Source organism: Neorhizobium sp. P12A (assembly GCF_008365395.1).
Taxonomy (GTDB): Bacteria; Pseudomonadota; Alphaproteobacteria; order Rhizobiales; family Rhizobiaceae; genus Rhizobium.
Genome location: NZ_QOVX01000006.1, coordinates 41,970 through 61,336 on the forward strand (window position 1 = coordinate 41,970; position 19,367 = coordinate 61,336).

24 protein-coding genes, 1 tRNA gene and 1 riboswitch are annotated in these 19,367 nt (G+C 58.5%); of the genes, 14 read left to right on the top strand and 11 right to left on the bottom strand.

Annotated features, from left to right (window positions below; all coding sequences use genetic code 11):
* Positions 1-15: 15 nt before the first annotated feature.
* From DTW90_RS18320 to DTW90_RS18330, 3 genes are read right to left on the bottom strand one after another with little or no spacing between them, the layout of a single operon-like run.
* A complete protein-coding gene (locus DTW90_RS18320; RefSeq protein ID WP_149340003.1) occupies positions 16-1,968 on the bottom strand; it encodes a hypothetical protein in 1,953 nt (650 codons plus the stop codon).
* On the bottom strand, positions 1,968-3,455 hold the full coding sequence (locus tag DTW90_RS18325) for a terminase (protein ID WP_149340005.1): 1,488 nt from the start codon (positions 3,453-3,455) through the stop codon (positions 1,968-1,970). The genes DTW90_RS18320 and DTW90_RS18325 overlap by 1 nt, the downstream gene beginning before the upstream one ends.
* Positions 3,439-3,909 carry a terminase small subunit protein gene (locus DTW90_RS18330; protein ID WP_149340007.1) on the bottom strand — a complete coding sequence of 157 codons (471 nt, stop codon included), beginning with the start codon at positions 3,907-3,909 and terminating at the stop codon, positions 3,439-3,441. Before DTW90_RS18330 ends, DTW90_RS18325 begins: the two co-directional genes overlap by 17 nt.
* Positions 3,910-4,058: 149 nt before the next feature.
* On the opposite strand from DTW90_RS18330, the gene DTW90_RS18335 reads away from it, so the two are divergent.
* Together DTW90_RS18335 and DTW90_RS18340 are read left to right on the top strand one after the other, a co-directional pair.
* The gene (locus DTW90_RS18335; RefSeq protein WP_149340009.1) at positions 4,059-4,274 is read left to right on the top strand and encodes a hypothetical protein; all 216 of its coding nucleotides are present in this window, start codon (positions 4,059-4,061) and stop codon (positions 4,272-4,274) included.
* A gap of 192 nt (positions 4,275-4,466) precedes the next feature.
* Positions 4,467-4,877 (top strand): hypothetical protein, encoded by a 411-nt coding sequence (locus DTW90_RS18340; protein ID WP_149340011.1) that lies wholly within the window; start codon positions 4,467-4,469, stop codon positions 4,875-4,877.
* A gap of 204 nt (positions 4,878-5,081) precedes the next feature.
* On the opposite strand, the gene DTW90_RS18345 is transcribed toward DTW90_RS18340, so the two are convergent.
* The 3 genes from DTW90_RS18345 to DTW90_RS18360 form a co-directional block, all read right to left on the bottom strand.
* Positions 5,082-5,423 (bottom strand): DUF6362 family protein, encoded by a 342-nt coding sequence (locus DTW90_RS18345; RefSeq protein ID WP_149340013.1) that lies wholly within the window; start codon positions 5,421-5,423, stop codon positions 5,082-5,084.
* A gap of 184 nt (positions 5,424-5,607) precedes the next feature.
* Positions 5,608-5,901 (bottom strand): hypothetical protein, encoded by a 294-nt coding sequence (locus tag DTW90_RS18350; protein WP_149340015.1) that lies wholly within the window; start codon positions 5,899-5,901, stop codon positions 5,608-5,610.
* Between the two features lie 292 nt (positions 5,902-6,193).
* Positions 6,194-6,652, bottom strand: a complete 459-nt coding sequence (locus tag DTW90_RS18360) for a hypothetical protein (protein ID WP_149340019.1) — start codon at positions 6,650-6,652, stop codon at positions 6,194-6,196.
* Positions 6,653-6,720: 68 nt separating this feature from the next.
* Between DTW90_RS18360 and DTW90_RS18365 the strand changes: the two genes are divergently transcribed.
* Positions 6,721-6,984 carry a DUF982 domain-containing protein gene (locus DTW90_RS18365; RefSeq protein ID WP_149340021.1) on the top strand — a complete coding sequence of 88 codons (264 nt, stop codon included), beginning with the start codon at positions 6,721-6,723 and terminating at the stop codon, positions 6,982-6,984.
* A gap of 162 nt (positions 6,985-7,146) precedes the next feature.
* Here the strand turns inward: DTW90_RS18365 and DTW90_RS18370 are convergent, their stop codons facing one another.
* From DTW90_RS18370 to DTW90_RS18380, 3 genes are read right to left on the bottom strand one after another with little or no spacing between them, the layout of a single operon-like run.
* Positions 7,147-7,896: a hypothetical protein gene (locus tag DTW90_RS18370; protein ID WP_149340023.1), complete on the bottom strand. Its 750-nt coding sequence runs from the start codon at positions 7,894-7,896 to the stop codon at positions 7,147-7,149.
* Between the two features lie 8 nt (positions 7,897-7,904).
* The gene (locus DTW90_RS18375) at positions 7,905-8,288 is read right to left on the bottom strand and encodes a single-stranded DNA-binding protein (RefSeq protein WP_210251418.1); all 384 of its coding nucleotides are present in this window, start codon (positions 8,286-8,288) and stop codon (positions 7,905-7,907) included.
* Positions 8,285-8,500 carry a DNA-binding protein gene (locus tag DTW90_RS18380; RefSeq protein WP_188079975.1) on the bottom strand — a complete coding sequence of 72 codons (216 nt, stop codon included), beginning with the start codon at positions 8,498-8,500 and terminating at the stop codon, positions 8,285-8,287. The genes DTW90_RS18375 and DTW90_RS18380 overlap by 4 nt, the downstream gene beginning before the upstream one ends.
* 113 nt (positions 8,501-8,613) lie before the next feature.
* On the opposite strand from DTW90_RS18380, the gene DTW90_RS18385 reads away from it, so the two are divergent.
* The 5 genes from DTW90_RS18385 to poxB all read left to right on the top strand — a co-directional run bounded on the left by DTW90_RS18385 (position 8,614) and on the right by poxB (position 13,443).
* Positions 8,614-9,171, top strand: coding sequence for a hypothetical protein (locus DTW90_RS18385; protein WP_149340025.1), 558 nt, complete (start codon positions 8,614-8,616; stop codon positions 9,169-9,171).
* Between the two features lie 41 nt (positions 9,172-9,212).
* Positions 9,213-10,331: a site-specific integrase gene (locus DTW90_RS18390; RefSeq protein WP_246664971.1), complete on the top strand. Its 1,119-nt coding sequence runs from the start codon at positions 9,213-9,215 to the stop codon at positions 10,329-10,331.
* 77 nt (positions 10,332-10,408) lie between these two features.
* A tRNA-Ser gene (locus tag DTW90_RS18395) sits at positions 10,409-10,498 on the top strand.
* Positions 10,499-10,661: 163 nt separating this feature from the next.
* Positions 10,662-11,483: a nickel-binding protein gene (locus DTW90_RS18400; RefSeq protein WP_149340029.1), complete on the top strand. Its 822-nt coding sequence runs from the start codon at positions 10,662-10,664 to the stop codon at positions 11,481-11,483.
* Between the two features lie 235 nt (positions 11,484-11,718).
* Entirely contained in the window at positions 11,719-13,443 is a 1,725-nt protein-coding gene (poxB, locus tag DTW90_RS18405) for a ubiquinone-dependent pyruvate dehydrogenase (RefSeq protein WP_149340030.1), read from the top strand.
* Positions 13,444-13,810: 367 nt separating this feature from the next.
* Here poxB and DTW90_RS18410 read toward each other — a convergent pair whose 3' ends face one another.
* Positions 13,811-14,131: a hypothetical protein gene (locus tag DTW90_RS18410; protein ID WP_149340032.1), complete on the bottom strand. Its 321-nt coding sequence runs from the start codon at positions 14,129-14,131 to the stop codon at positions 13,811-13,813.
* 302 nt (positions 14,132-14,433) lie between these two features.
* Here DTW90_RS18410 and DTW90_RS18415 point away from each other — a divergent pair, with 302 nt between their 5' ends.
* Complete coding sequence (locus tag DTW90_RS18415) at positions 14,434-15,615, top strand: acetate/propionate family kinase (RefSeq protein WP_149340034.1); 1,182 nt, start codon at positions 14,434-14,436, stop codon at positions 15,613-15,615.
* A gap of 82 nt (positions 15,616-15,697) precedes the next feature.
* On the top strand, positions 15,698-16,162 hold the full coding sequence (locus DTW90_RS18420) for an NUDIX domain-containing protein (RefSeq protein WP_132524926.1): 465 nt from the start codon (positions 15,698-15,700) through the stop codon (positions 16,160-16,162).
* A 6-nt stretch (positions 16,163-16,168) separates the two neighbouring features.
* Here DTW90_RS18420 and DTW90_RS18425 read toward each other — a convergent pair whose 3' ends face one another.
* Positions 16,169-16,741 carry a histidine phosphatase family protein gene (locus DTW90_RS18425; RefSeq protein WP_149340036.1) on the bottom strand — a complete coding sequence of 191 codons (573 nt, stop codon included), beginning with the start codon at positions 16,739-16,741 and terminating at the stop codon, positions 16,169-16,171.
* 106 nt (positions 16,742-16,847) lie between these two features.
* A riboswitch (cobalamin riboswitch) is annotated at positions 16,848-16,916 on the top strand.
* A gap of 59 nt (positions 16,917-16,975) precedes the next feature.
* Here DTW90_RS18425 and DTW90_RS18430 point away from each other — a divergent pair.
* The 4 genes from DTW90_RS18430 to DTW90_RS18445 all read left to right on the top strand — a co-directional run bounded on the left by DTW90_RS18430 (position 16,976) and on the right by DTW90_RS18445 (position 19,282).
* A complete protein-coding gene (locus tag DTW90_RS18430; RefSeq protein ID WP_132524922.1) occupies positions 16,976-17,185 on the top strand; it encodes a CbtB domain-containing protein in 210 nt (69 codons plus the stop codon).
* Positions 17,186-17,197: 12 nt separating this feature from the next.
* Positions 17,198-17,959 (top strand): CbtA family protein, encoded by a 762-nt coding sequence (locus DTW90_RS18435; RefSeq protein WP_149340038.1) that lies wholly within the window; start codon positions 17,198-17,200, stop codon positions 17,957-17,959.
* Between the two features lie 115 nt (positions 17,960-18,074).
* Positions 18,075-18,668, top strand: coding sequence for a hypothetical protein (locus tag DTW90_RS18440; protein ID WP_149340040.1), 594 nt, complete (start codon positions 18,075-18,077; stop codon positions 18,666-18,668).
* Positions 18,665-19,282 carry a DNA-3-methyladenine glycosylase gene (locus DTW90_RS18445; RefSeq protein WP_149340042.1) on the top strand — a complete coding sequence of 206 codons (618 nt, stop codon included), beginning with the start codon at positions 18,665-18,667 and terminating at the stop codon, positions 19,280-19,282. Before DTW90_RS18440 ends, DTW90_RS18445 begins: the two co-directional genes overlap by 4 nt.
* Positions 19,283-19,367 lie beyond the last annotated feature (85 nt).

Genomic DNA, 19,367 nt, shown 5'->3' on the forward strand with positions numbered 1-19,367 from the left:
TAAAGATGGCGGCTCTTATGTGAGGTTCTGCTGGGACTGTTGCCGTGTCCGTGCCGCCTCGTTGGCAGCCTGGACCGGCTTCAGCGCGGCCTCGACATTCGACTTGCGAGCATCGGCAAAGGTTTTCGCCGTGTTCGCGTTAACATTGCGGATGTCCGCAACTGCCTTCGCGACATCGAGATCGGTTGGGCCGCCCGGCTGAGGTTTCGGCGTGCCGGCGTCGGCTATCGCCTTCTGAGCCTGTGCCCGCTTGAGCACAGCTGCGGAATTCGTCTCGTCGAGCTGCGCGGCCAAGAGCGCCTGCTTCTGCGGATCTTGCTGTTGCGCCTGCTTCGCCTGCTGCAACATGCCGAGAACGCGTTGCTTGACAGAGCTTTGCAACGAAGACAGCTCGATCATCACCTCTGCCGGGATCTGTTGACCGCTGCGTGCCATGATCGTCAGCGTATCGTAGGCATCGGCCTGCATGTTGATCTCGTCCGGGCCTTCGTCGACAATGATATCGACGTCGAGCGCACCGATGGAATTCGATATGACCGGCTGGCCGGTACGCTGATCAATCGTCAGTTGGTTGATCGCGAAGAACTGAGCGAGCTTCTGGTCATCGGTGACTCGAATCCAGCGCTCTGAAGTCCAGTGCTCCTTCACCGCGCACCAGACAGCGCGATAGACCCGGATCTTCCAGCCTCGAAACGCGAGCGTGTACGGGCCAAGCTCGGCGATGCCGGACTGCTGCTGAAGCTGGATCGCGCGGCCGGACATGTCCTGCACGCCCTGTCCGATCAGCGCGGGGTTGAAGCCGTAGTTCTCGATTTCGTTCTTGGCATCCTCAAGGAACGCCATCTGGCCCTGCAGCTCTTGTCCTCGGGCATTGTCGTCGAACTGCGGCGGCGTGGTACCGGGCGCGATCTCGATCACACCATCGGGTCGAGCCGCTTCCTTACGAACCTGCTCCACGTCGGCGACAGATCCCTGCTCAATGATGACGCGGCGGCTATTGAGCGTATGCAGTGCCTTCGACCGGCGCTGATTGATCTCGTCCTGGCTGGACTTCATGTTGCGCACGAAGCCGTAGCGGTCGCCGTCCTGGTCGATGTTGGCCGAGTACATGATGTACTTGCAGATCGTGCGCTTCTTCTCGTCCTTCACATAGGACAAGCCCTCGGCCAGGATGATCGAGCCGGTGTAGATGCACCAGTACCAGTCGCCATTCTTGATGTACCAGTGATCGACGATGCGGATGCGGCGATTGTTCTCCGTCCCGTTGATCCAGACACGGTCACTATCCGGATTGCTGCTCAAATCGTTGCCGGTCTCGACAGAGGCGCGAAGATCCTCCTCGCGATCGGGGAACATCTCGATTGCCGCTTCCAGATCCGCCCATTTGGCGGAACCCATATAGCGTGCGTCAGAAAAGTCGGGCTTGAGCGAACGAGGATCATAGAAGAAGCCCGATGGGTCGACGACCTCGAGGCCGATCTCCGGGTCTCCCATGTCGCCCTTCTCGATGATCAGCTCGACGCCGCCAATACCGTCCACGGCGCCATTCTGGCCGCAGATCGGGGACTTGCTGGTCCAGTCCTGCTCATCGCACACGTACCGCAGCACTGCAGTGGCGATCTCCGCACCCTCATCGTGCTGAGGTGTCCGCGGATAGGCACGCGGGTCGGTCTTCATCTTTTCGAGGAAGCCGATCAGCGCATTGATCTTGCGGGATATGCGATTGTAGGTGACGACAGGCTGCCGGCGCTGGTTCAGCGTCTTGATCTGCTTGTCGGTATACTGCGAGCCGTGATGATAACGGCGCGCCTCCTTCTGCTCCTTGATCTCGGCATCCTTAATGCTGAGGTATTCGGTGAACTGGCGCTTGAGCCTGGCATGGTCCGCAATCTGCTGCGAACCCTGAACGGCAGCCGTGCTCGGGCCGGGAACAGGTCCATTGCCGACAGAATATCCGGTCTGATTCATCAGTAGCTCACCCAATCGCCGGCTTCGGCGCTGCTCTGGCGCGGTTTGTAATCGCTGCGCTTCTTCGGCGATTCGACTTCGCGGACCTGGACCATTGGTCTGGACATGCAGCCATATCGCGCCTCGTCGGCTACGTGGTCTTCGGCGTCCGTATCCAGATCTTCCGGCCTGTCTCGATCGTGCTGCAACAACGGAACCGTTCGAATGAAGTCGGTGCAGGTGGAGAACACGAACAAGCCGGGCCGTTCGCCGTCTCCCTTCAGCCGTGCACGCATCTGGTCCCAGCCGCCCATGGCGCCGCGCTGCGAGACGCGGGCATTATCCGCTGGCTTGAACATCACCTTGAACTTCGTCTCCCGCATCATGCGGCTGGCGATCGACGGGCCTCCGTCTTCCGCGAATGCTGCAGGATCGAGCACGCCGTACGAAATCTTCTCCGACGGCGGCTCGATCATCTTTTTCGTATCCGGGTCGAACTTGGCGCCCTCGCGCTCCGCTATTCCGCGCCCGACCTCTTCAGCCGTCAGCTTCAGGCCGACGTTGGTCTCCCCGGCCTTGCATCCGTACCATTCGCGGTAACGCACGATCGCACCGCGCGGAATGATGCCGGCAGGTGTCACATAATCGTCAGTCGCGATAGCCCACCAGCCGACGCTGAACGGCCTGGCCGAACCCCAGTCCATCGATCGGAAGCGAGACCAGTCGTCCGGGATGGTGAAGGGGCGAACTACATGTTTGCTGCTATCCCAGCAGTCGAAGAAAGCACCCTCGATCGCGTTCCAGTCACCTGACAACCAAGCCTGAACGAGCTGATCGGAACCGACCAGGTACAGGTTATTGATATAGTCAGGGTCGTTTGCCAGAAGGAGCTTGTTGTCCTCGATCCGGCTCGGGATAAAGATGTACCTATGTTCCTTCCCGTTCGGGAGCACTCTGACGAGCGGCTTCATGCCAAGGGGGCTCGGATCGATATACCGCTTCTTGATCCAGTTCTGCCCAGCGCCACCGGGGTTGCCCGTCAACAGAAGCTGGGTCGGGACACCCTTGGCAGAACGCAGCACGGCAAACAGACGATCGATCGGCTTGCTGTCCGGATAGAGACCCGCTTCCTCGACACAGGCGTCGCTGACGTTCTGGCCTTGATACTTGTCAGCGTCCTGGACCCGCTCAAGCGGGCGAAAGCGAAGGCGGCCGCCACCAGGGAACACCCATGTCTTCTTCTGGTCGTTCCAGTCGGCGCCAATCTTCGCGTATATTTCCTTGCTTCGCTCGATCGCGTCATCGAGCATTGGCAATTCACGCCGGCAGAACAAGGCATTGAAGCCAGAGCCATACATCGACGCCTTGATGGCATATTTGCCCAGAACGCCATCGGTCTTGCCGCCGCCGCGGGCGCCACCGAAGAACACCTCGCGGAACGGGCACTCGACGAGCGCGAGTTGCGGACCGTCCTGAGGCGCCCATGCGAGGCTACTCGTCAGCCCCATGGTTCTTCAACCACTCTTCCTCTGACATCGGCTTGGCACTGACGACATAATCGACCTTGCCGTTAAGATCGATATCGAGCTTGTCGCCGTAGACCTTCGGACGGAGCTTGCCGGCCATCCACTTGCGCGCATCGATCTGCAGTTTGCGATGCTCGATCATATCGCCAGTCGTCGTTTCGATGTTGCCGTCCTTGTCGACCTTCGTCTTCTCACCGAGCATCGGCGTGTCGGCGATATCGAGGATGTCGTCGAAGATCGCGTCTGCCTGAGCTTCGCGGGCGCGCGCATACTGGTCCCGAAAGTCGTCGTACGCGGACAGCCATCGGAACACCGTCGACTTCGAAGGCATGCCATCCATGGCGCAGATCGAGCGAAGGCTCTTCTCCCCATCGGATAGGAGCTCGCAAATCTTGTCTGCGATCTCGACGCTGTACTCTACAGGTCTTCCTGTCATTTCGTATCCGGTTAGGTTGGATTGCCGGCTTGCCCTTGAGATCGATGCCATTCTTGGCACCTAGGACAGCGTTGCGTTTATCACCCAATTGAGTGACTATCGCGCCAGATGTTTTGGCGGTCTCGCCACTCAACCTTTAGGAGCGAAAGATGAGAACGAATTGGACCATTACGACTTCAACGGGCGACCGTGCATTCGCCAAGGCCAAAGATGCAGCTGACTTCATCAACGCGAATATGGGCAAAGGCGAACAGCTCGAAGTAAATGCGCCTATTCAGCTGAGCGCCGTAGATTTGAGATATTTCGAAGCGCAGCACATGGAAGCGACGTTCAATCACGATCTCAACTTGGTTGAACTCCTGTAGCAACCTCGGCTTGCCCACTTCGCGCCGTTTCATGAAGGGCTGACAGACCCCGGCGGCAATGCGCTAATTTGGGGGACCGGCATGGGCACGGCATACTAAGGCGTACGAGAATACCCACAATGCATTAATCGCGCTGTGGTTGAGAAAATGTTAGGGTTGGCGTGTGCAATTCCGCACGCTGAGGATCGGAAGATGGCCACACCCCCAGAAGTTCGAGTCGACTACCCAACAGATGAAGTACTTAAGCCAATCCCCGTTGATCTAAGACGAGAACTGTTGCTGTCGATCACCGCGGTAGACGATCAGATGGACGTGTCGATCGGTGGTCAGCACGTCGGAACCGAGTACATCGGCGCGTCTAAAGTGATCAGCCTAAGTGACTTCATAACCAAGAACCGCGATAAACTACCTGCAGAGATGGACCTTCAGATCGTCAGCACCGACTATGGTCCGCAAGGTGATAACTGGTGGACGTGTGGCTTTTTCGTTTTCTATCGCGACGAAGCCAACGCAATTCTGGACCATCAGAACTGGACCTATCAGAGGTTTGGTCAACACGACAAACACGCATCCGTGACATACACGATGGCGTTAAAAGTGTGAGTTTGGGGCGCCGTCATGGGCGCCCTTACCGCATGCTGTCGGAAATCAAAGGGACCTTAGACAGACGCGATCGCCGAAAAACAGAGCGAGCGTTCCGTAGGCGCGCAAATCACCAACTGTATCACGAGAAATAGCAGATAATGCCAACTTTGCCAAGCATTTTGCAGTGAAAAACACCAACATGTTGCGTCGCACTAGTGGATATCACGTGTTGGCAGCGATCCAGGCATCGGTTACCGCCGTCTCGTACCGCTTCCGCGCCGTCTCGTCGCTGCGGCCGATCTTCTTGCCGATGAGCCCGAACGACACGTCGAAGGATCGCCACCACAGGATTCGCCATGCGGCGCGATCGAGGTGCCGCACCCAGGATAGTGCCGTCAGATAGTCCGAGACATCTGCCGGCGTCGGCCGGAAGCGCGGCTGAACATCATCCTCCGGATCGTAGGCGTCGATGTACTCTCGGATGTAATCCGGCGATGAGGATTTCATGACGAAGAACCGGCGCTCCTTGTCAGGCATGGCGCGCAACGTCTTCATCGCGGTCATCAGGCGATCCTCAATATCGGAGCGAGGGATCCTCACCTTGGATGGCCCAATGCGCGGCGCCGGCCGACGCACGGGCTGGGCATGAAGGCGGATGTGATTGTGCACGCGGCGTGGACCATCCTCCGGCAGAATTGCCCGTCCAGGCCCTCGTGGTGCTGGCTTCTTCTCACGTGCTTTGCGGATCTTAGGCAACGGCGGCTTCCCTGATGATGACTGTCCGGTGAGTACGAAACGAGCGCTTGAATTTTGTCCGGTGCCAGATCTCACGAGCTGGCAGGATGTCACTGGCGCCTGGCGCAATTCGCGCGGCCGTCATGTTCGCGCCATCCATCGTCGGGAAAACCATATCCGCATAGGCCTTCTGTCCTCCAGTGCGGCTGTCGTGCACGACAATCGCCCAACCGTCGCGATAGGCGCCGCTGGTAGGATTGGGGTTCTGGTGCCAGGGCCAATTGTCGTCCAGAATGTTTATCTTCATTTCAAGCCCTTAGCCCTTTTCTTGATTATACTGCGACGCTCAGGCGTAAGCCGCACGTAAGACGGCCGCCAGTTGATCGGGTTTGCGCGGTAGAGGACTTGTCGAGGGGGATCGATCTGGTGCCAAATGCCTTCCCCATCGAGGAAGAACTGAAGACCCTCGGTCGGGTAATGTCCCGCGATGTCGTCGAAAAGCAAATCGCAAATGAGGCCGGTACCTTTCGGCGCCGAGTTCATTGGCCGCCAAGGGTTTTCCCGATCGTGCGCTTCACGCTCCTGTCGTTCCTTGATCGTCATTTCGCCCTTCTCTTGCTGGGGATGTTGGCTTCGCTGATGCTGCCTTGCTTTTCGGCCAAGTATGTTGCCGGGTCTATTCTCCGAACCTCGGAGGCGGCGCCGAACGTCCCGAGCTTATGATCGCGGTAGGCGCGTTCGCCGACCGGGTCGAACTTTTTCGCCGCAACTGCCCTCACCCAGCCCGGAGCCTTTGCCGCGGCCTTCTGCATCTGGCGTTCCTGCTTCGCTGCTAGTCTCTTCTGGCGCTTGTTTTGCTTTGCTGGCTGCTCGGGCTTGCCCCACAGGACCTGTTTGTTGTTGCGCTTGCGCGGCAGGACAGCCGCGTCGCTATCGAGCCGATCGAGCGCCTTCCATGCGGCTGCGTTGGTCTCAAACGGACCTTCGACAAGTTTGCCAGTAGCATTGACGATCTCGTATTGGCCGTCATGGTTGCGAGTGATGTTTAGGATGATCATGCCGCTACCTCAGACGGCACGGTCCTTGCAGGGTTATTAAAGTCATAATCATGTGAGGGCTTACCGTAATGAATCGGCACACTTCGCATCACTTTCCTGCCCTTCGGCTCGTCATGAATGGCCGAGAAAAATACAGGGTCGTCAGAACGGTCAGGGACGCGGCAGAGGCGCTTATCAGCGACTGGCCATCCCATGATGGCGAGCAGTACATCATCGCTGTTCGGGCTTGCCTGGATGCGTATTACGACGTCATTCCGGCGACCGAAGTCAGAGAGGCGCTCATACGGGCAGCTAACGAGGAGCATATCGGGCATATTTCCGTGGTGTGTTGAGATCATGCTGCCCCCTTTCGAGGAAGGTTGATCGGTTCTTTGCAGGGATGTTGAGGTTTCGGCCAAAAGCGCCGGCACCAAATCCGCAGCGCGATCCGGTCGATGACGTCGATCACCTGGGCGCTAGGCCGTTCGTCAGCCCATTTCAGCAGATCGAGCTGTTCAGGCTGCTCCATTGCCGCCTCCGAAGTTGGAAGTCAGAAACGCGGGGCTGAGTTCGCCTGCCATCAGCATTTTACGAAGAGCGTTCAGGATTGCCGGATTTGTCGTGTTGACGTGCGAGAGGATATCCGCTGCCTCGTTGTCATTCTCTGGGATGTCGAATGGTCTTGTCGGGTCATCGTCCGAGGCTGCAGCATAGGGGTTACGTTCTACACTCATGCCCCATGGAGATTCCTCTCTTCCCTCAGAGCAAGAGTCTCTACGGTATTGGTCTACGGTATTGGGTAACGTTTCGTTCCCCGCGGGGGTAACGTTTCGTTCCCTTAAGTCGATTTGCGGGGGTATCGTTTCTTTCCCCCCTGAACGCTTTCGCTCACGTCTCTTCCTGTCTCGCTGTTCCAGCAGGAGGCTTTCCCGTGCGATCCGTAGGTGATCATCGATGAGCTGCTTGCGACCATTGACGAGTCGGTACATGACCGCGCCGCCCTCGGTAGTGTATTGCGCTTTCATGTAGCCAAGACGTGTCAAAGTCTCCTTGGCTCTGCGGATTGCGGGCTTGCTCAGTCCGGTGCGCAGCATTAGTTCCGGCAGTGCACAGAAGGCATTCGGGTCGTTCTTGGAGGCAAAATTCAGATACGCCCTGATGACAGCGAGACAGCCGCCCTTAGCCTGTGGGTCAGCTTGGACAGTGTCAGCGAAGTCAAACTTCCATGTTGCGTTGCTGGTATCTTTGGTTACCACCTGGTCCATGCGCCACCTCAGAACGGAACATGGTCGTTGAGGTCGGGTAACTGCTCCTGACGTGCGCCGGCCGATTGCTTCCGACTACCCCCATGAGGGCGAACTGTGCGGCTGGACACGAGAGAGTCGGCGATAATTTGAAGCTGTTCGTGCTTCGTGCCGTCAGCTCCGGTCCATGTGCTGCGCTGGACGCGGCCAGAGGCGCTGACCATGTCGCCCTTCTGAAGGCGGAGAAGGTCATCGGCGGTGCGACCGAAAGCAAGAATGTTGACCCAAAGCGGCGGTGCCTCCTGTTCCGCGATGACAACAGCCATTGAAGCGGCGGCCATCGATTTTCCAGATTGAGTGGTGATCGACTTTGGATCTTGGCCGAGGCGGCCATAGGCAGCAGCTGTCATCATGCTGAACCCGCCTTCCCTCCGATATTTGCTTTCAATCCTAGTCGTTCAGCAAGCGGGGCAACCGGCACCACAATCCTGCCTCCAACCTTGATGGTTTGAAAGTCCCCCCTCTTCGCGGCGTCATAGGCAGCATTTCGAGCAAGGCCAAAGAACAACGCCCCCGCATCCGGAACAGGGATCGTTGGTCGAGAAAGAGCCTCTTCCAATGTCATTTGTTCACTCTCCATTCATGACAAAATTACACACAAAACTCCTTTATCCCTTTTAAGTTTGACCGACAACGTTTCGTGTGTATTTTTGGCATGAAATGTGGAGTTATCCCCAAATGGCACGACCAAAACTTGGCGAGAGCGAAAGCAAACGCTTGCAAATGGTCATCACGGAAGATGAGCTTAAAGACATTGAGGATTGGCAGCACGACAACCGGGTGCCGTCGAAGTCAGACGCGATTCGACGTTTAGTACAGATTGGTCTCAGAGCCGTAAGAGCGCTGCCGACCATCACAAAGGATGTTGCTGAGGTACTGGATATGGCGTCGGCGGCTATTGATATCCCGGAAGAAGTTGTCGCTAATATTTTGGATGAAGGGGATAGACACCTAATTGATCACGAAATAGCGCATAAACTGTTCGATGCAGTGAACTTCACCTTTAATAGACAGATCGAAGCACAGGACAACCTGTTTCATTTGCTTGTGGAGATCGCGCAACTGGCAAACAATCAGCGTTTTTCCGAAGCTGTGCGACTAGCAGACGAGGAAGCGAGATCTCCAGTGCCTAATGAGGCCGTCTTGAAGGCAATTGGAGCCTCAAGAGAGGTCCAGATAAAATACTGGCGGAAAAGAAGGCAAGAAATCCAAGCGAAGCGGAGGATGCGAGAATGAAGGGTCACGTCCGAGAACGATCGCCTGGAAAATGGGCCATAGTGCTAGATGTTCCGGATCCCGAGACAGGAAAGCGCCGCCGCAAATGGCATACCTTCCACGGTACCAAGCGACAGGCGGAGACCGAATGCGCACGGCTGATCGCCGAGCTGGATGGCGGGAGCTACATCGAGCCATCGAAAACCACGGTTCGCGAATTTCTCGTCGAGTGGCTTAAACACGAAAAGTCCAACGTCTCGCCTAAGACGCACCAGCGCTATGAAGAACTGATGCTGAAAAACGTGGCACCGATCCTCGGATCGGTCACGATGAACAAGCTCACGGCGGCTCGCATAGATGGGACATGGGCCAAGCTGCTCGAAGATGGCCGGCGAGACGGAAAAGGCGGCCTGTCTCCTCGAACCGTGCACCATTGCCGACGCGTCCTGCTTGCTGCGATGGAACAGGCCGTCACATGGGATCTGCTCAAAAAGAATCCCGTTGCAGCGACACGACCGCCTAAGGTCGAGAAAAAGGCGATGAAGGCATTCACTGCGGCCCAGACGGCCGAACTCTTCGAAGCCTTCCGCACTACCCGAATGTTCATCCCAGCCATCCTGGCAATCATGTGCGGCTTGCGGCGCGGCGAAATCGCTGCGCTCCGCTGGGGCAATGTCGATCTCGGAAGCAATGGCGAGCGCAGCATATCGGTCGTACAAAGCGCCGAGTACACCAAGGAAGGCGTCCGCTATAAGGAAACTAAGAACAGCCGCGCGAGAACCGTGGCCCTATCTGCTACCGTCGTTGAGGAATTGAACCGCCACAGAATCGCCCAGGCTCAAGAACAGTTGCGGCTAGGAATGCGCCCTGACGACGATTCGTTTGTCGTTGCGCAGGTTGACGGGAGCCCCCTCGTCCCCATTTCGCTTACACACGAGTGGTCGCGATTGCTGGCGAAGACGAGTTTACCGAAAATCCGCTTCCACGATCTGCGGCATTCGCACGCAACGCAAATGCTTGCCGCCGGCGTTCACCCGAAAATTGCTAGCGAGCGCCTCGGCCATTCGACGATCGCAATCACGCTCGATCTTTATTCGCACGTCATGCCTGGAATGCAGGCAAATGCGGCAGAGCAAGTTGACGCGGCCATCAAAGCTGCTAAAAAGCCAGCCGTCGAATGATTTGGTAGCAAATCGGTAGCAACCGCCGATTTCGAGCAATCAACAAAAAGTGGATTGATCAACCTTTTCAAACGCTTGGAAGAGTGTCCGAGTGGTTTAAGGAACCGGTCTTGAAAACCGGCGTGCGGGAAACCGTACCGTGGGTTCGAATCCCACCTCTTCCGCCAGATTTCTTTGTTTTCAAGATTTTGGAATTTTTGGATGAAAACGAGGTTGACAGCGCCTCGCTTTCCGCCGCCGACCGGTCCTTAAGCCCAAAGATGGACGGATTTACATCAAGGCCGTAGAATAAACGCTTCCACCAGGCTGGATTCCAGCGGGAGCGTGCAGATGGCTATCTTCATGGATCGGCATGAGCTCTCGGGAACCTCGGCTGCCGAGGTTGCGGATGCGCATCGCAAGGATCTTGAGATTCAGGATCGGTACGGGGTTAAGTTCCTGACCTACTGGTTCGATCAGCGGCGCGGAACAGCCTTCTGCCTTGTCGACGCCCCCGACATGGAAACCGCCCAATGCGTACACCGCGAGGCTCATGGTCTCATTGCCGGCGAGGTGGTTGAAGTCGCGCTGTCGGCAGTCGAAGCGTTTCTTGGCCGAATCCATGATCCCGAACCGATGCCTGGACAATCCGCCGCGGAAATGGATGCCGGCCACAGGGCGATCCTTTTCACCGATATCGTCGGTTCGACTGCTATGACATCGCGTCTCGGTGATCGCATGGCGATCGAACTGGTCAGGGCACATGACGCGGTCGTGCGCAGATGCCTTGGCAAGTCATGCGGGCGGGAAGTGAAACACACCGGCGATGGGATCATGGCGGCATTCGCCTCGACAACGGCAGCCGTCGATTGCGCCATGAATATCCAGCAAGAGTTCAGGCGCTACAATGATGGAAATCCTGAACCAATTCACGTTCGTATCGGACTGGATTGCGGCGAGCCTCTCGAAGACAGCAACGACCTGTTCGGCTCCACGGTCCAGCTTGCAGCACGCTTGTGCGCCGCTGCGGCCAGCGACACGATCCTCGTGTCGGAAAACATTTTTCGGGAATACGGTGCCTCCGATCTTTTTGCCCATGCAACGCGACGACGGTTGAAGGGCTTTTCCAAGCCCGTGCTGGCTTTCCAGTGTGATTGGGCTGATTGCGGATGAGCGCGTAAAGGCGGAGCATTTGGTCGATGACCGGCCGGCGCGGCTCCTTCGCGGTGTTCCCATTCCGCCCGGTGACGCAGGCCGAAGCCATTCATCCTTGAGTGTAGCTTATTCATCCCTCGATATGTTGGACGACTATCAGGTGCGTCCTATTCTTAAGGCTGACAGTTAATCCGGACGTCTCATCGACCTGGGTCCCCTAAACCGACGCCGACAAAGAACAGGAGCAATGATCATGCCGCAAACCGTTGCCGATCTTCTGGCCGAAACCCTTGCTGAAGCGGGCGTTGAACGCATCTGGGGTGTCACCGGCGATAGCCTCAACGGGTTGAACGACAGCCTGAGGCGGCTCGGCCGGATTGAGTGGATGCACGTCCGGCATGAGGAGACTGCCGCCTTTGCCGCCGGTGCCGAGGCAGCCATATCGGGAAAGATCGCCGTCTGCGCAGGCAGTTGCGGTCCGGGCAACCTGCATCTGATCAACGGTCTCTACGACTGTCAGCGCAATCACGTTCCGGTGCTGGCAATCGCCGCTCACATCCCATCATCCGAAGTCGGACTCGGTTACTTCCAGGAGACGCATCCGCAGGAGCTGTTTCGCGAGTGCAGCTGCTTCGTCGAGCTGGTGTCCAATCCGGCGCAGATGCCAGAGATCCTGCATCGTGCGCTCAACACGGCCATCGGCCGCAGCGGTGTTGCCGTTCTCGTCATCCCCGGCGATGTAGCGCTGGCCGAGGCGCCCACTCGACCGAAATCGAAAGCTGCGCTGCCGAAGTCGCCGCGTATTCTGCCGCTGGCGGAGGAGATCGACCGGCTTGCTGATCTTCTCAATCGGTCGGAGACGGTGACGATCCTGGCTGGCAGCGGCTGCGCCAGCGCGCATGACCAAGTGGTGGCGCTGGCCGAAAGGCTTGGCGCTCCTGTCGTCCATGCGTTGCGCGGCAAGGAGCATGTCGAATGGAACAATCCCTATGATATCGGCATGACCGGACTAATCGGCTTTTCGTCGGGCTATTACGCCATGATGAACAGCGACACGGTCCTGATGCTGGGCACGGATTTTCCCTATCGGACCTTCTATCCCAGGGACGCCGCGATCATCCAGATCGATCGCGATGCCGCGGCACTGGGAAAGCGTGCGCAGCTGACGCAAGGTGTGGTCGGCGACGTCGCCGAAACTATTGTGGCACTGCTGCCGCATCTGAAGGACAAGCCGAACCGCACTTTCCTCGACAATGCCCGCAAGCATTATGCAAAGGCGCGAAGCGACCTCGACGATCTTGCCGTGCCTTCCAAGAAAGGCAGCCCAATTCATCCGCAGTATCTGGCACGGCTGGTCAGCGAGAATGCAGCAGAGGATGCGATCTTTACTGCTGACGTGGGGACGCCGACGGTCTGGGCGGCTCGTTACCTCGCCATGAATGGCAAGCGTCGCCTGCTCGGCTCCTTCAATCATGGCTCCATGGCCAATGCGATGTTGCAGGCCGTCGGCGCACAGGCGGCGGCACCTACTAGGCAGGTCGTTTCACTGTCGGGCGATGGCGGCTTCACCATGATGATGGGTGATTTCATCACACTTTCGCAGCTTGGCCTGCCGGTGAAGATCGTCGTCTTCAACAATGGCTCGCTCGGGTTTGTCGCGATGGAGATGAAGGCCGGCGGCTATCTCGACACGAGCACGGATCTGAAGAACCCCAACTTCGCGGCGATGGCCGAGGCGATGGGCGTCAAGAGCTTCCGCGTCGAGGACTCCGAAGATCTCGATGTCGCACTGCGGCAGGCTCTCGCCCATAATGGTCCGGTACTGGTCGATGTGGTTACGGCAAAGCAGGAACTGGTCATGCCGCCAAAAATCCAGCTCGAGCAGGCCAAAGGCTTCAGCCTCTATATGCTGAAGGCGATTATAAACGGCAGGGGCGACGAAGTTATCGAACTCGCCAAAACCAATCTCCGGCGTTGAGAGGAGCGACGGATGATGACGCGGCTTCTGCTGTGGTTCCTCATCGGGACAGCCAGAAGAGGTTAATCCGAAAGAAAGTCGCTTCAAAAGTTGAAGTGCCTGCGGAGGGTTCCCAAATGTTGAGCATGACTCGACTATCGCAAAGCATATCTGGATCTGCCTCTGGCGCGGCCCGTCTCGCCGGATGTGTCTTCTCGGCTATAGTCGCGACGGCTATTTGGTTGCCGATTGTCGTGCGGATGATCTGGGTCTCGTTCCGCTATCGCAAGACTGCGCCTCTATTTCGACCCCACGGGCACCATTAGCAAGCTTTGAATAATGAGAAAGGAGCGCTGTTTCCACAGCGCCCCCATGTCCCGATTATGGTTTAGAAATCCAGGATGACGGCCGGGCCGCGACGGTACCGCCAATAGCGGTCTCTACGCCAGTCTCCCTCGCGCCAATTTCTCTCCCGCCAGTGCTCTCTATGCCAGTAACGCCTGTCATCTCTATTCCAGTGACGTCTGTGGTAGTAGCGCGGGGCATCCCATCGATACGGTGGATTGTCGTCCACTCGTGCCTGATGGATGTTCGATGAGCCGATCGTCAGCGGTTGCGGAATTGGCGCTGCGGATGTGGTATCGGCAATTGCCAGCACAGATCCGAGCGCAACCGATGCCGTCAGCATGATGGTTGCTAATCTTTTCAAGACATCACTCCTTCGTGCATATTCGTGAGTTCATGTAACCCAACGTCCAATTCGAAGGCAGGTTCCGTTGGGCCGCCCGGCGGACGGCGGTCTCTTTGCTGGCAGCAGAGCATCATCCAGTTAGCTCGGACGACAAAATGACCGCGGCTTGACATGGATCCATGCCGGCAGGCAGGGGGTTGCGATCTCCTTCGTCTATAAGGCCGCTATTCCCCTTGCAGTTGAAGCGCTGCCCTCTATCCTTCCTCCAGACCAGGTGAAATTCGCTGGTCGCCCTGTCATTTTTGAAAAGGGGGTGCCGAATGAAACGCGAAGTCCTCGTCACGTTCAATGCAGGCTCGTCGACCGTCAAAATCGGCATCTTCGCCTATGAGGGACAGGCGGCGCGTCGGATCGGCAAGGCAGTCATCGATTTTCGTCAGGCTCCCCTCACCTTTCACCTGACCGAAGGGCCTTCGACCTTCGATGTCCCGCTCGAGGCGAAGGGCGAAGACGACTTGGACGAGGTCTTGAGCGAGGCCTTCGTCTCCCTTGCCGACCATTTCGACCTCGGCGCTGTTGCCGCCGCCGGACATCGCGTCGTTCACGGCGGTGAGGTCTTTACCGGACCCGCAAGGATCGACGCAGATGCTGTTGCAAAGATCGAGGAGCTCATACCTCTGGCGCCTCTCCATCAGCCCCAGGGTCTGCGGCTGATCAAGGCGATGCAGCGCATCCGCCCGCAGCTGGCCCAGTGCGCTTCCTTCGACACGGCCTTCCACAGCACCATCAGCGACCTCGTCCGCCGCTTCGCCATTCCCCGCGCGCTCCATGACGAGGGAATAAAGCGCTACGGTTTCCACGGGCTCTCGTATAAATTTATCTCTGGTGAACTTGCGCGGCGGGTACCTGATATCGCAAAGCGAAAGATCGTGGTGGCCCACCTCGGCAGTGGCGCCAGTCTTTGCGGATTGCAGGACGGAAAAAGTCGGGACACCAGCATGGGGTTCTCGACCCTCGACGGCATCCCGATGGCGACGCGCACCGGCGCGCTCGATCCCGGCGTGTTGGTGCATCTGCTCAATCGCAGAGGCCAGTCACCGCAGTCGCTGGAGGACTTCCTCTATTACCGGTGCGGCCTGCTCGGCGTCTCCGGCATCAGCGGTGACAGTCGCGAACTGCTGGCCAGCGAAAGGCCTGAAGCCAAAGAAGCATTGGACCTGTTTACCTTGCGCATCGCCGGTGAGACGGCACGTATTGCCAATACGCTCGGCGGCATCGATGCCATGGTCTTCACGGCGGGAATCGGCGAGCATCAATCGGAAATCCGCGAGCGTGTCGCCAGCCATCTGAAATGGCTCGGCCTGGAGATCGACACCGACGCCAATGCGCGGAGTGACGAGCTTATTTCCGCGAAGCAGAGCCGTGTCTCGGCATTCGTCATCCCGACTGATGAGGAGCAGGTGATCGCCGACGAGGCCCTGTCGATCTTATCAGCGCCTTGACCAAAATCGAGGCGCCGCGCACCTTGATGTGGGACATCGGAAATGATCGCCTGCAAAGAGCTCGGTGATCGGAGGCGAAGCGATGAAAAGAAGCGCTGGCATCCTTCTTTATCGAAAGACGAAGGGCGGTGTCGTCGTGCTGCTGGTGCATCCCGGAGGCCCCTTTTGGCGCAAGCGCGATGAGGAGGCATGGTCCATTCCCAAGGGCGAATATGTCGAAGGCGAACTGCCGCTTGCGGCCGCACTTCGGGAGTTCGCCGAGGAGATGGGCCGCGCGCCGGAAGGTACGCCACAGTTGCTCGGAGAGCTGAGGCAAAACAGCGGAAAGACGGTCACGGCCTTTGCGCTGGAAGGGGAATTCGATGTGGCCGAACTGACGAGCAACCTCTTCGAACTCGAGTGGCCGCCGAGGAGTGGCAGAATGCAGTCCTTTCCGGAGGTCGATCGCGCCGAATGGTTCACCCTGCCCGAGGCGCGCCTGAAGATCATTCCCGGCCAGCGCCCGTTTCTGGACGCGCTGGAAAAACTGGCGACCGGCCAGCCATGATCTCTGTCAATCGGACCGGGCGCGATTGGGCAGACGCAGCGTCCAGCGGCGGCCATCGCTGCTCATCTCCGTCAGGCTCAAGGGCTCTACATCTATTTTCCAGAAGGCTTCAGGGGGTGCCCGAAGCACGTGGATGATCGCAGCGCGGATCACGGACGCATGCGTCACGACGACGGTATGGCCCCCATCCCCAAGGTGTCGTTCCATCCATGCGCCGACCCGATCGCGAAGGTGGGACAACGATTCGCCGTCATGAGGGGCTGCATCGGCGTTCGTCATCCAGACCGAGAGACCATCCGGCTCGCTGGCATGAATGTCCGCCAATCCCTTGCCCGCCCACCGGCCATAGTCGCATTCCCCAAGGGCAGGCTCGATCTCGCCCTGCAGCGCCAACAGTTCTGCCGTCTGGCGCGCCCTCAGCATCGGGCTGATCCAGACGCGATCGGGCCGGGAAAGGCCTGGAACGAGCCGTTTTGACTGCTCCACCGCGCGCTCTTCCAAGGGCTCGTCGGTCGGAAAGGCGCCGTCGCGGTTGCTTTGCGTTGCGCCGTGGCAAATCCAGGTAAGCCGTCCCTTCACCGCTGAAATTTCTCCTGAAAATAAGTCGGAAAGCTCAAAGGAAGTGTCGCGACGCTTCGTTGACATCAAGCGCGCCTCGCAGATATAACGTTCTGATTATCCGTATGGAAGCCGGTGAGATTCCGGCGCGGTCGCGCCACTGTAAACGGCAGGTCGAACCTGCAGCAAGCCAGACCCAGCGGATGATAGTCCTTGTCATCGACGGAACGCGTCATTCTATGAAGGAACTGAAGAATGTCTGATACCACTTTCTCCCCCGTAGCTGTCCCGGCGCCTATTCCGGTTGGCCAGATCCTGCCCTGGGCGATTTTCGCCGGCCTCCTGGCGCTGCTCGCCATCTATTTCGTCGGCGCCGAAGAAGGCGCGACCTCGCTGATCCGCGGCATGTACGTGCACGAATTCGTGCACGACGGCCGCCACCTTCTCGGCTTCCCCTGCCACTAAGGGGTTCCTCACATGGTTGGTAATCTTTTGCTCCGCGGCATGCTGGTCGGAGTGCTCGCTGGCATCCTCGTTTTTGCCTTCGCGCACACCTTCGGCGAGCCGCTGGTCGATAGCGCTATCGCGTTCGAAGACCAGATGGCCCAGATGAAGGGTGAAATGCCCGAGCCGGAACTCGTCAGCCGCGCCACCCAGGCTGGTCCTGGCCTATTGGTCGCTGCCGTGGTCTATGCGGCCGCGCTCGGCGGTCTCTTTGCCCTCGTCTTCGCTTTCGTCTATGGCCGCGTCAGCCCGCTCGGTGCACGCGGCACGGCTGCTCTGCTGGCGCTTGCCGCTTTCGTGGTGATCGCTCTCGTGCCCGACATCAAATATCCGGCAAACCCGCCGGCGGTCGGCAATCCCGACACGATCGCCGTCAGAACCGAATTGTTCTTCGTGATGATCGTCGTCTCGATTGCAGCGATGGTCGGTGCGGTCGCGCTGACGAAGCGGCTCGCACCGCAGCACGGAATCTGGAATGCCGTGATCTATTCCGGCATTGCCTTCGTGCTGGTTGTCGGCGTTGTCCAGTATCTGATGCCGCCGATCAACGAGGTTCCGGAGCAGTTCTCTGCTGTCGTCCTCTGGCGTTTCCGCGCTACGTCCCTTGGAATGCATGTCATCTTGTGGACTACCCTCGGTCTCGGCTTCGGCGCCTGGGCGAGCCGACTGCTCGGCGAAACGCGGAAATATCCGGCGGCGGCGTCACGCTCCGGCCTTGCCCCTCGCCGATCTTGAGCAAGCTTGCTTCCGGGTCTCGCTGCCCGAAAGCATTTCAACTGGCATCGACCACTTCCCGTTTCAGATGGACGATCAGGGCGGAAAATCCGCCCAACAGCGATGGAACAGCAACTTGCGTAAGCTTATCGGTCTCGCCCTTGTTTTGACGGCAATCGCGGCTTCAGCCTCGGCGCATGGCGCGCCTGCGGGCGGACCGACCTCGGGCATTTCGATCCCCAGCCTTTCGCATGGTGAGATGAGTGTCATCTCCACCTATCGCGGCGCGATCATCGATCTGGCCGAAAATGCCGCCGATACCAACGAGGATTTCAGGCGAGTCCTCAATTATGCGCAGATCGAATATTCCTATTGCATGTGGGGCTCGGTTCCCCAAAGCGTGAGCGACGAGAACAGCCCGTTCAACGAATGCTCCCATGCCTATCTCGCGGCGACCAAGGATGTGCTCCTGCGCATGCGGACCATGCCGCGCGAGGCTGCGGCTGCGTCGGAGATCGTATCGAACATCGATACCGAGTTGGTGCTGCATCAGCTTTCGCTCATCCTTTGCCAGTTCAGCAATGAGAGCTTCAACACCGCCGACATCATCCGCCCGGATTGGTCGGCCGTCCCCATGCATCCAGCCAGTATGGCAAGCTTCAGCGCGATTGCGTTGCTGCTTCTGGGGAGTGCCTGGGCCCTGAGAAGAACCGGCCGGTCGGCAGGATGACCGGCGAGCGCGGCAATCCACCTTCCCCTCTTCACTCCATAGGTGCGAAGCCGCTCTCCGGCGGCAAGCTGGCGGAATTCTTCGGCCGGGATGCGGTGACGGTTGCCCATGACCTGATCGGCTGGCGTTTCAGTTGCGACGGCGTCGGCGGGCGCATCGTTGAGACGGAGGCCTATCGTCCCGACGATGCGGCGTCCCACGCTTTCCGTGGACCTACGGTGCGCAATGCGGCCATGTTCGGTTCACCCGGCCATGTCTATGTCTATCGCTCCTACGGCATCCATTGGTGCGTCAATTTCGTCTGCATTCCTGGCAGCGCCGTGCTGATCCGTGCGCTCGAGCCGGAAGATGGCATAGCGACCATGGTGCAACGTCGCGGGCTTGATGCCATCGAGCAACTCTGCAACGGTCCAGGCAAACTCTGCCAGGCGCTTGCCATAGATCGAAGTATCGATGGCCGTTTTCTCGATGCGGCGCCCCTCGAAATATCGGCGGCCGAGCCCGTTCCCGTCGTTGCGGGAAAGAGGATCGGCATCACCAAGAACGTCGATCCGCTCTGGCGCTTCGGCGCGGCGGGCTCGCGCTTCGTCAGCCGCCGCTTCCCTAATCCCTGATCACCGCTCAAATCCGGCCCCGAACGCAAAAAGACCGCCGGGGTGGTGCCCGACGGTCCCTTTAAGCCGCTGAGGACAAAGGAAA

Bases quoted from the DNA above. Each gene is read 5' to 3' on its own strand.
- DTW90_RS18370 (WP_149340023.1), bottom strand. From the start codon at position 7,896: ATGGACCAGGTGGTAACCAAAGATACCAGCAACGCAACATGGAAGTTT.
- DTW90_RS18330 (WP_149340007.1), bottom strand. From the start codon at position 3,909: ATGACAGGAAGACCTGTAGAGTACAGCGTCGAGATCGCAGACAAGATT.
- poxB (WP_149340030.1), top strand. From the start codon at position 11,719: ATGCCGCAAACCGTTGCCGATCTTCTGGCCGAAACCCTTGCTGAAGCG.
- DTW90_RS18400 (WP_149340029.1), top strand. From the start codon at position 10,662: ATGGCTATCTTCATGGATCGGCATGAGCTCTCGGGAACCTCGGCTGCC.
- DTW90_RS18360 (WP_149340019.1), bottom strand. From the start codon at position 6,652: ATGATCATCCTAAACATCACTCGCAACCATGACGGCCAATACGAGATC.
- DTW90_RS18325 (WP_149340005.1), bottom strand. From the start codon at position 3,455: ATGGGGCTGACGAGTAGCCTCGCATGGGCGCCTCAGGACGGTCCGCAA.
- DTW90_RS18335 (WP_149340009.1), top strand. From the start codon at position 4,059: ATGAGAACGAATTGGACCATTACGACTTCAACGGGCGACCGTGCATTC.
- DTW90_RS18420 (WP_132524926.1), top strand. From the start codon at position 15,698: ATGAAAAGAAGCGCTGGCATCCTTCTTTATCGAAAGACGAAGGGCGGT.
- DTW90_RS18365 (WP_149340021.1), top strand. From the start codon at position 6,721: ATGAATCGGCACACTTCGCATCACTTTCCTGCCCTTCGGCTCGTCATG.
- DTW90_RS18340 (WP_149340011.1), top strand. From the start codon at position 4,467: ATGGCCACACCCCCAGAAGTTCGAGTCGACTACCCAACAGATGAAGTA.
- DTW90_RS18385 (WP_149340025.1), top strand. From the start codon at position 8,614: ATGGCACGACCAAAACTTGGCGAGAGCGAAAGCAAACGCTTGCAAATG.
- DTW90_RS18445 (WP_149340042.1), top strand. From the start codon at position 18,665: ATGACCGGCGAGCGCGGCAATCCACCTTCCCCTCTTCACTCCATAGGT.
- DTW90_RS18320 (WP_149340003.1), bottom strand. From the start codon at position 1,968: ATGAATCAGACCGGATATTCTGTCGGCAATGGACCTGTTCCCGGCCCG.
- DTW90_RS18375 (WP_210251418.1), bottom strand. From the start codon at position 8,288: ATGATGACAGCTGCTGCCTATGGCCGCCTCGGCCAAGATCCAAAGTCG.
- DTW90_RS18435 (WP_149340038.1), top strand. From the start codon at position 17,198: ATGGTTGGTAATCTTTTGCTCCGCGGCATGCTGGTCGGAGTGCTCGCT.
- DTW90_RS18430 (WP_132524922.1), top strand. From the start codon at position 16,976: ATGTCTGATACCACTTTCTCCCCCGTAGCTGTCCCGGCGCCTATTCCG.
- DTW90_RS18350 (WP_149340015.1), bottom strand. From the start codon at position 5,901: ATGAAGATAAACATTCTGGACGACAATTGGCCCTGGCACCAGAACCCC.
- DTW90_RS18380 (WP_188079975.1), bottom strand. From the start codon at position 8,500: ATGACATTGGAAGAGGCTCTTTCTCGACCAACGATCCCTGTTCCGGAT.
- DTW90_RS18415 (WP_149340034.1), top strand. From the start codon at position 14,434: ATGAAACGCGAAGTCCTCGTCACGTTCAATGCAGGCTCGTCGACCGTC.
- DTW90_RS18345 (WP_149340013.1), bottom strand. From the start codon at position 5,423: ATGACCGCGATGAAGACGTTGCGCGCCATGCCTGACAAGGAGCGCCGG.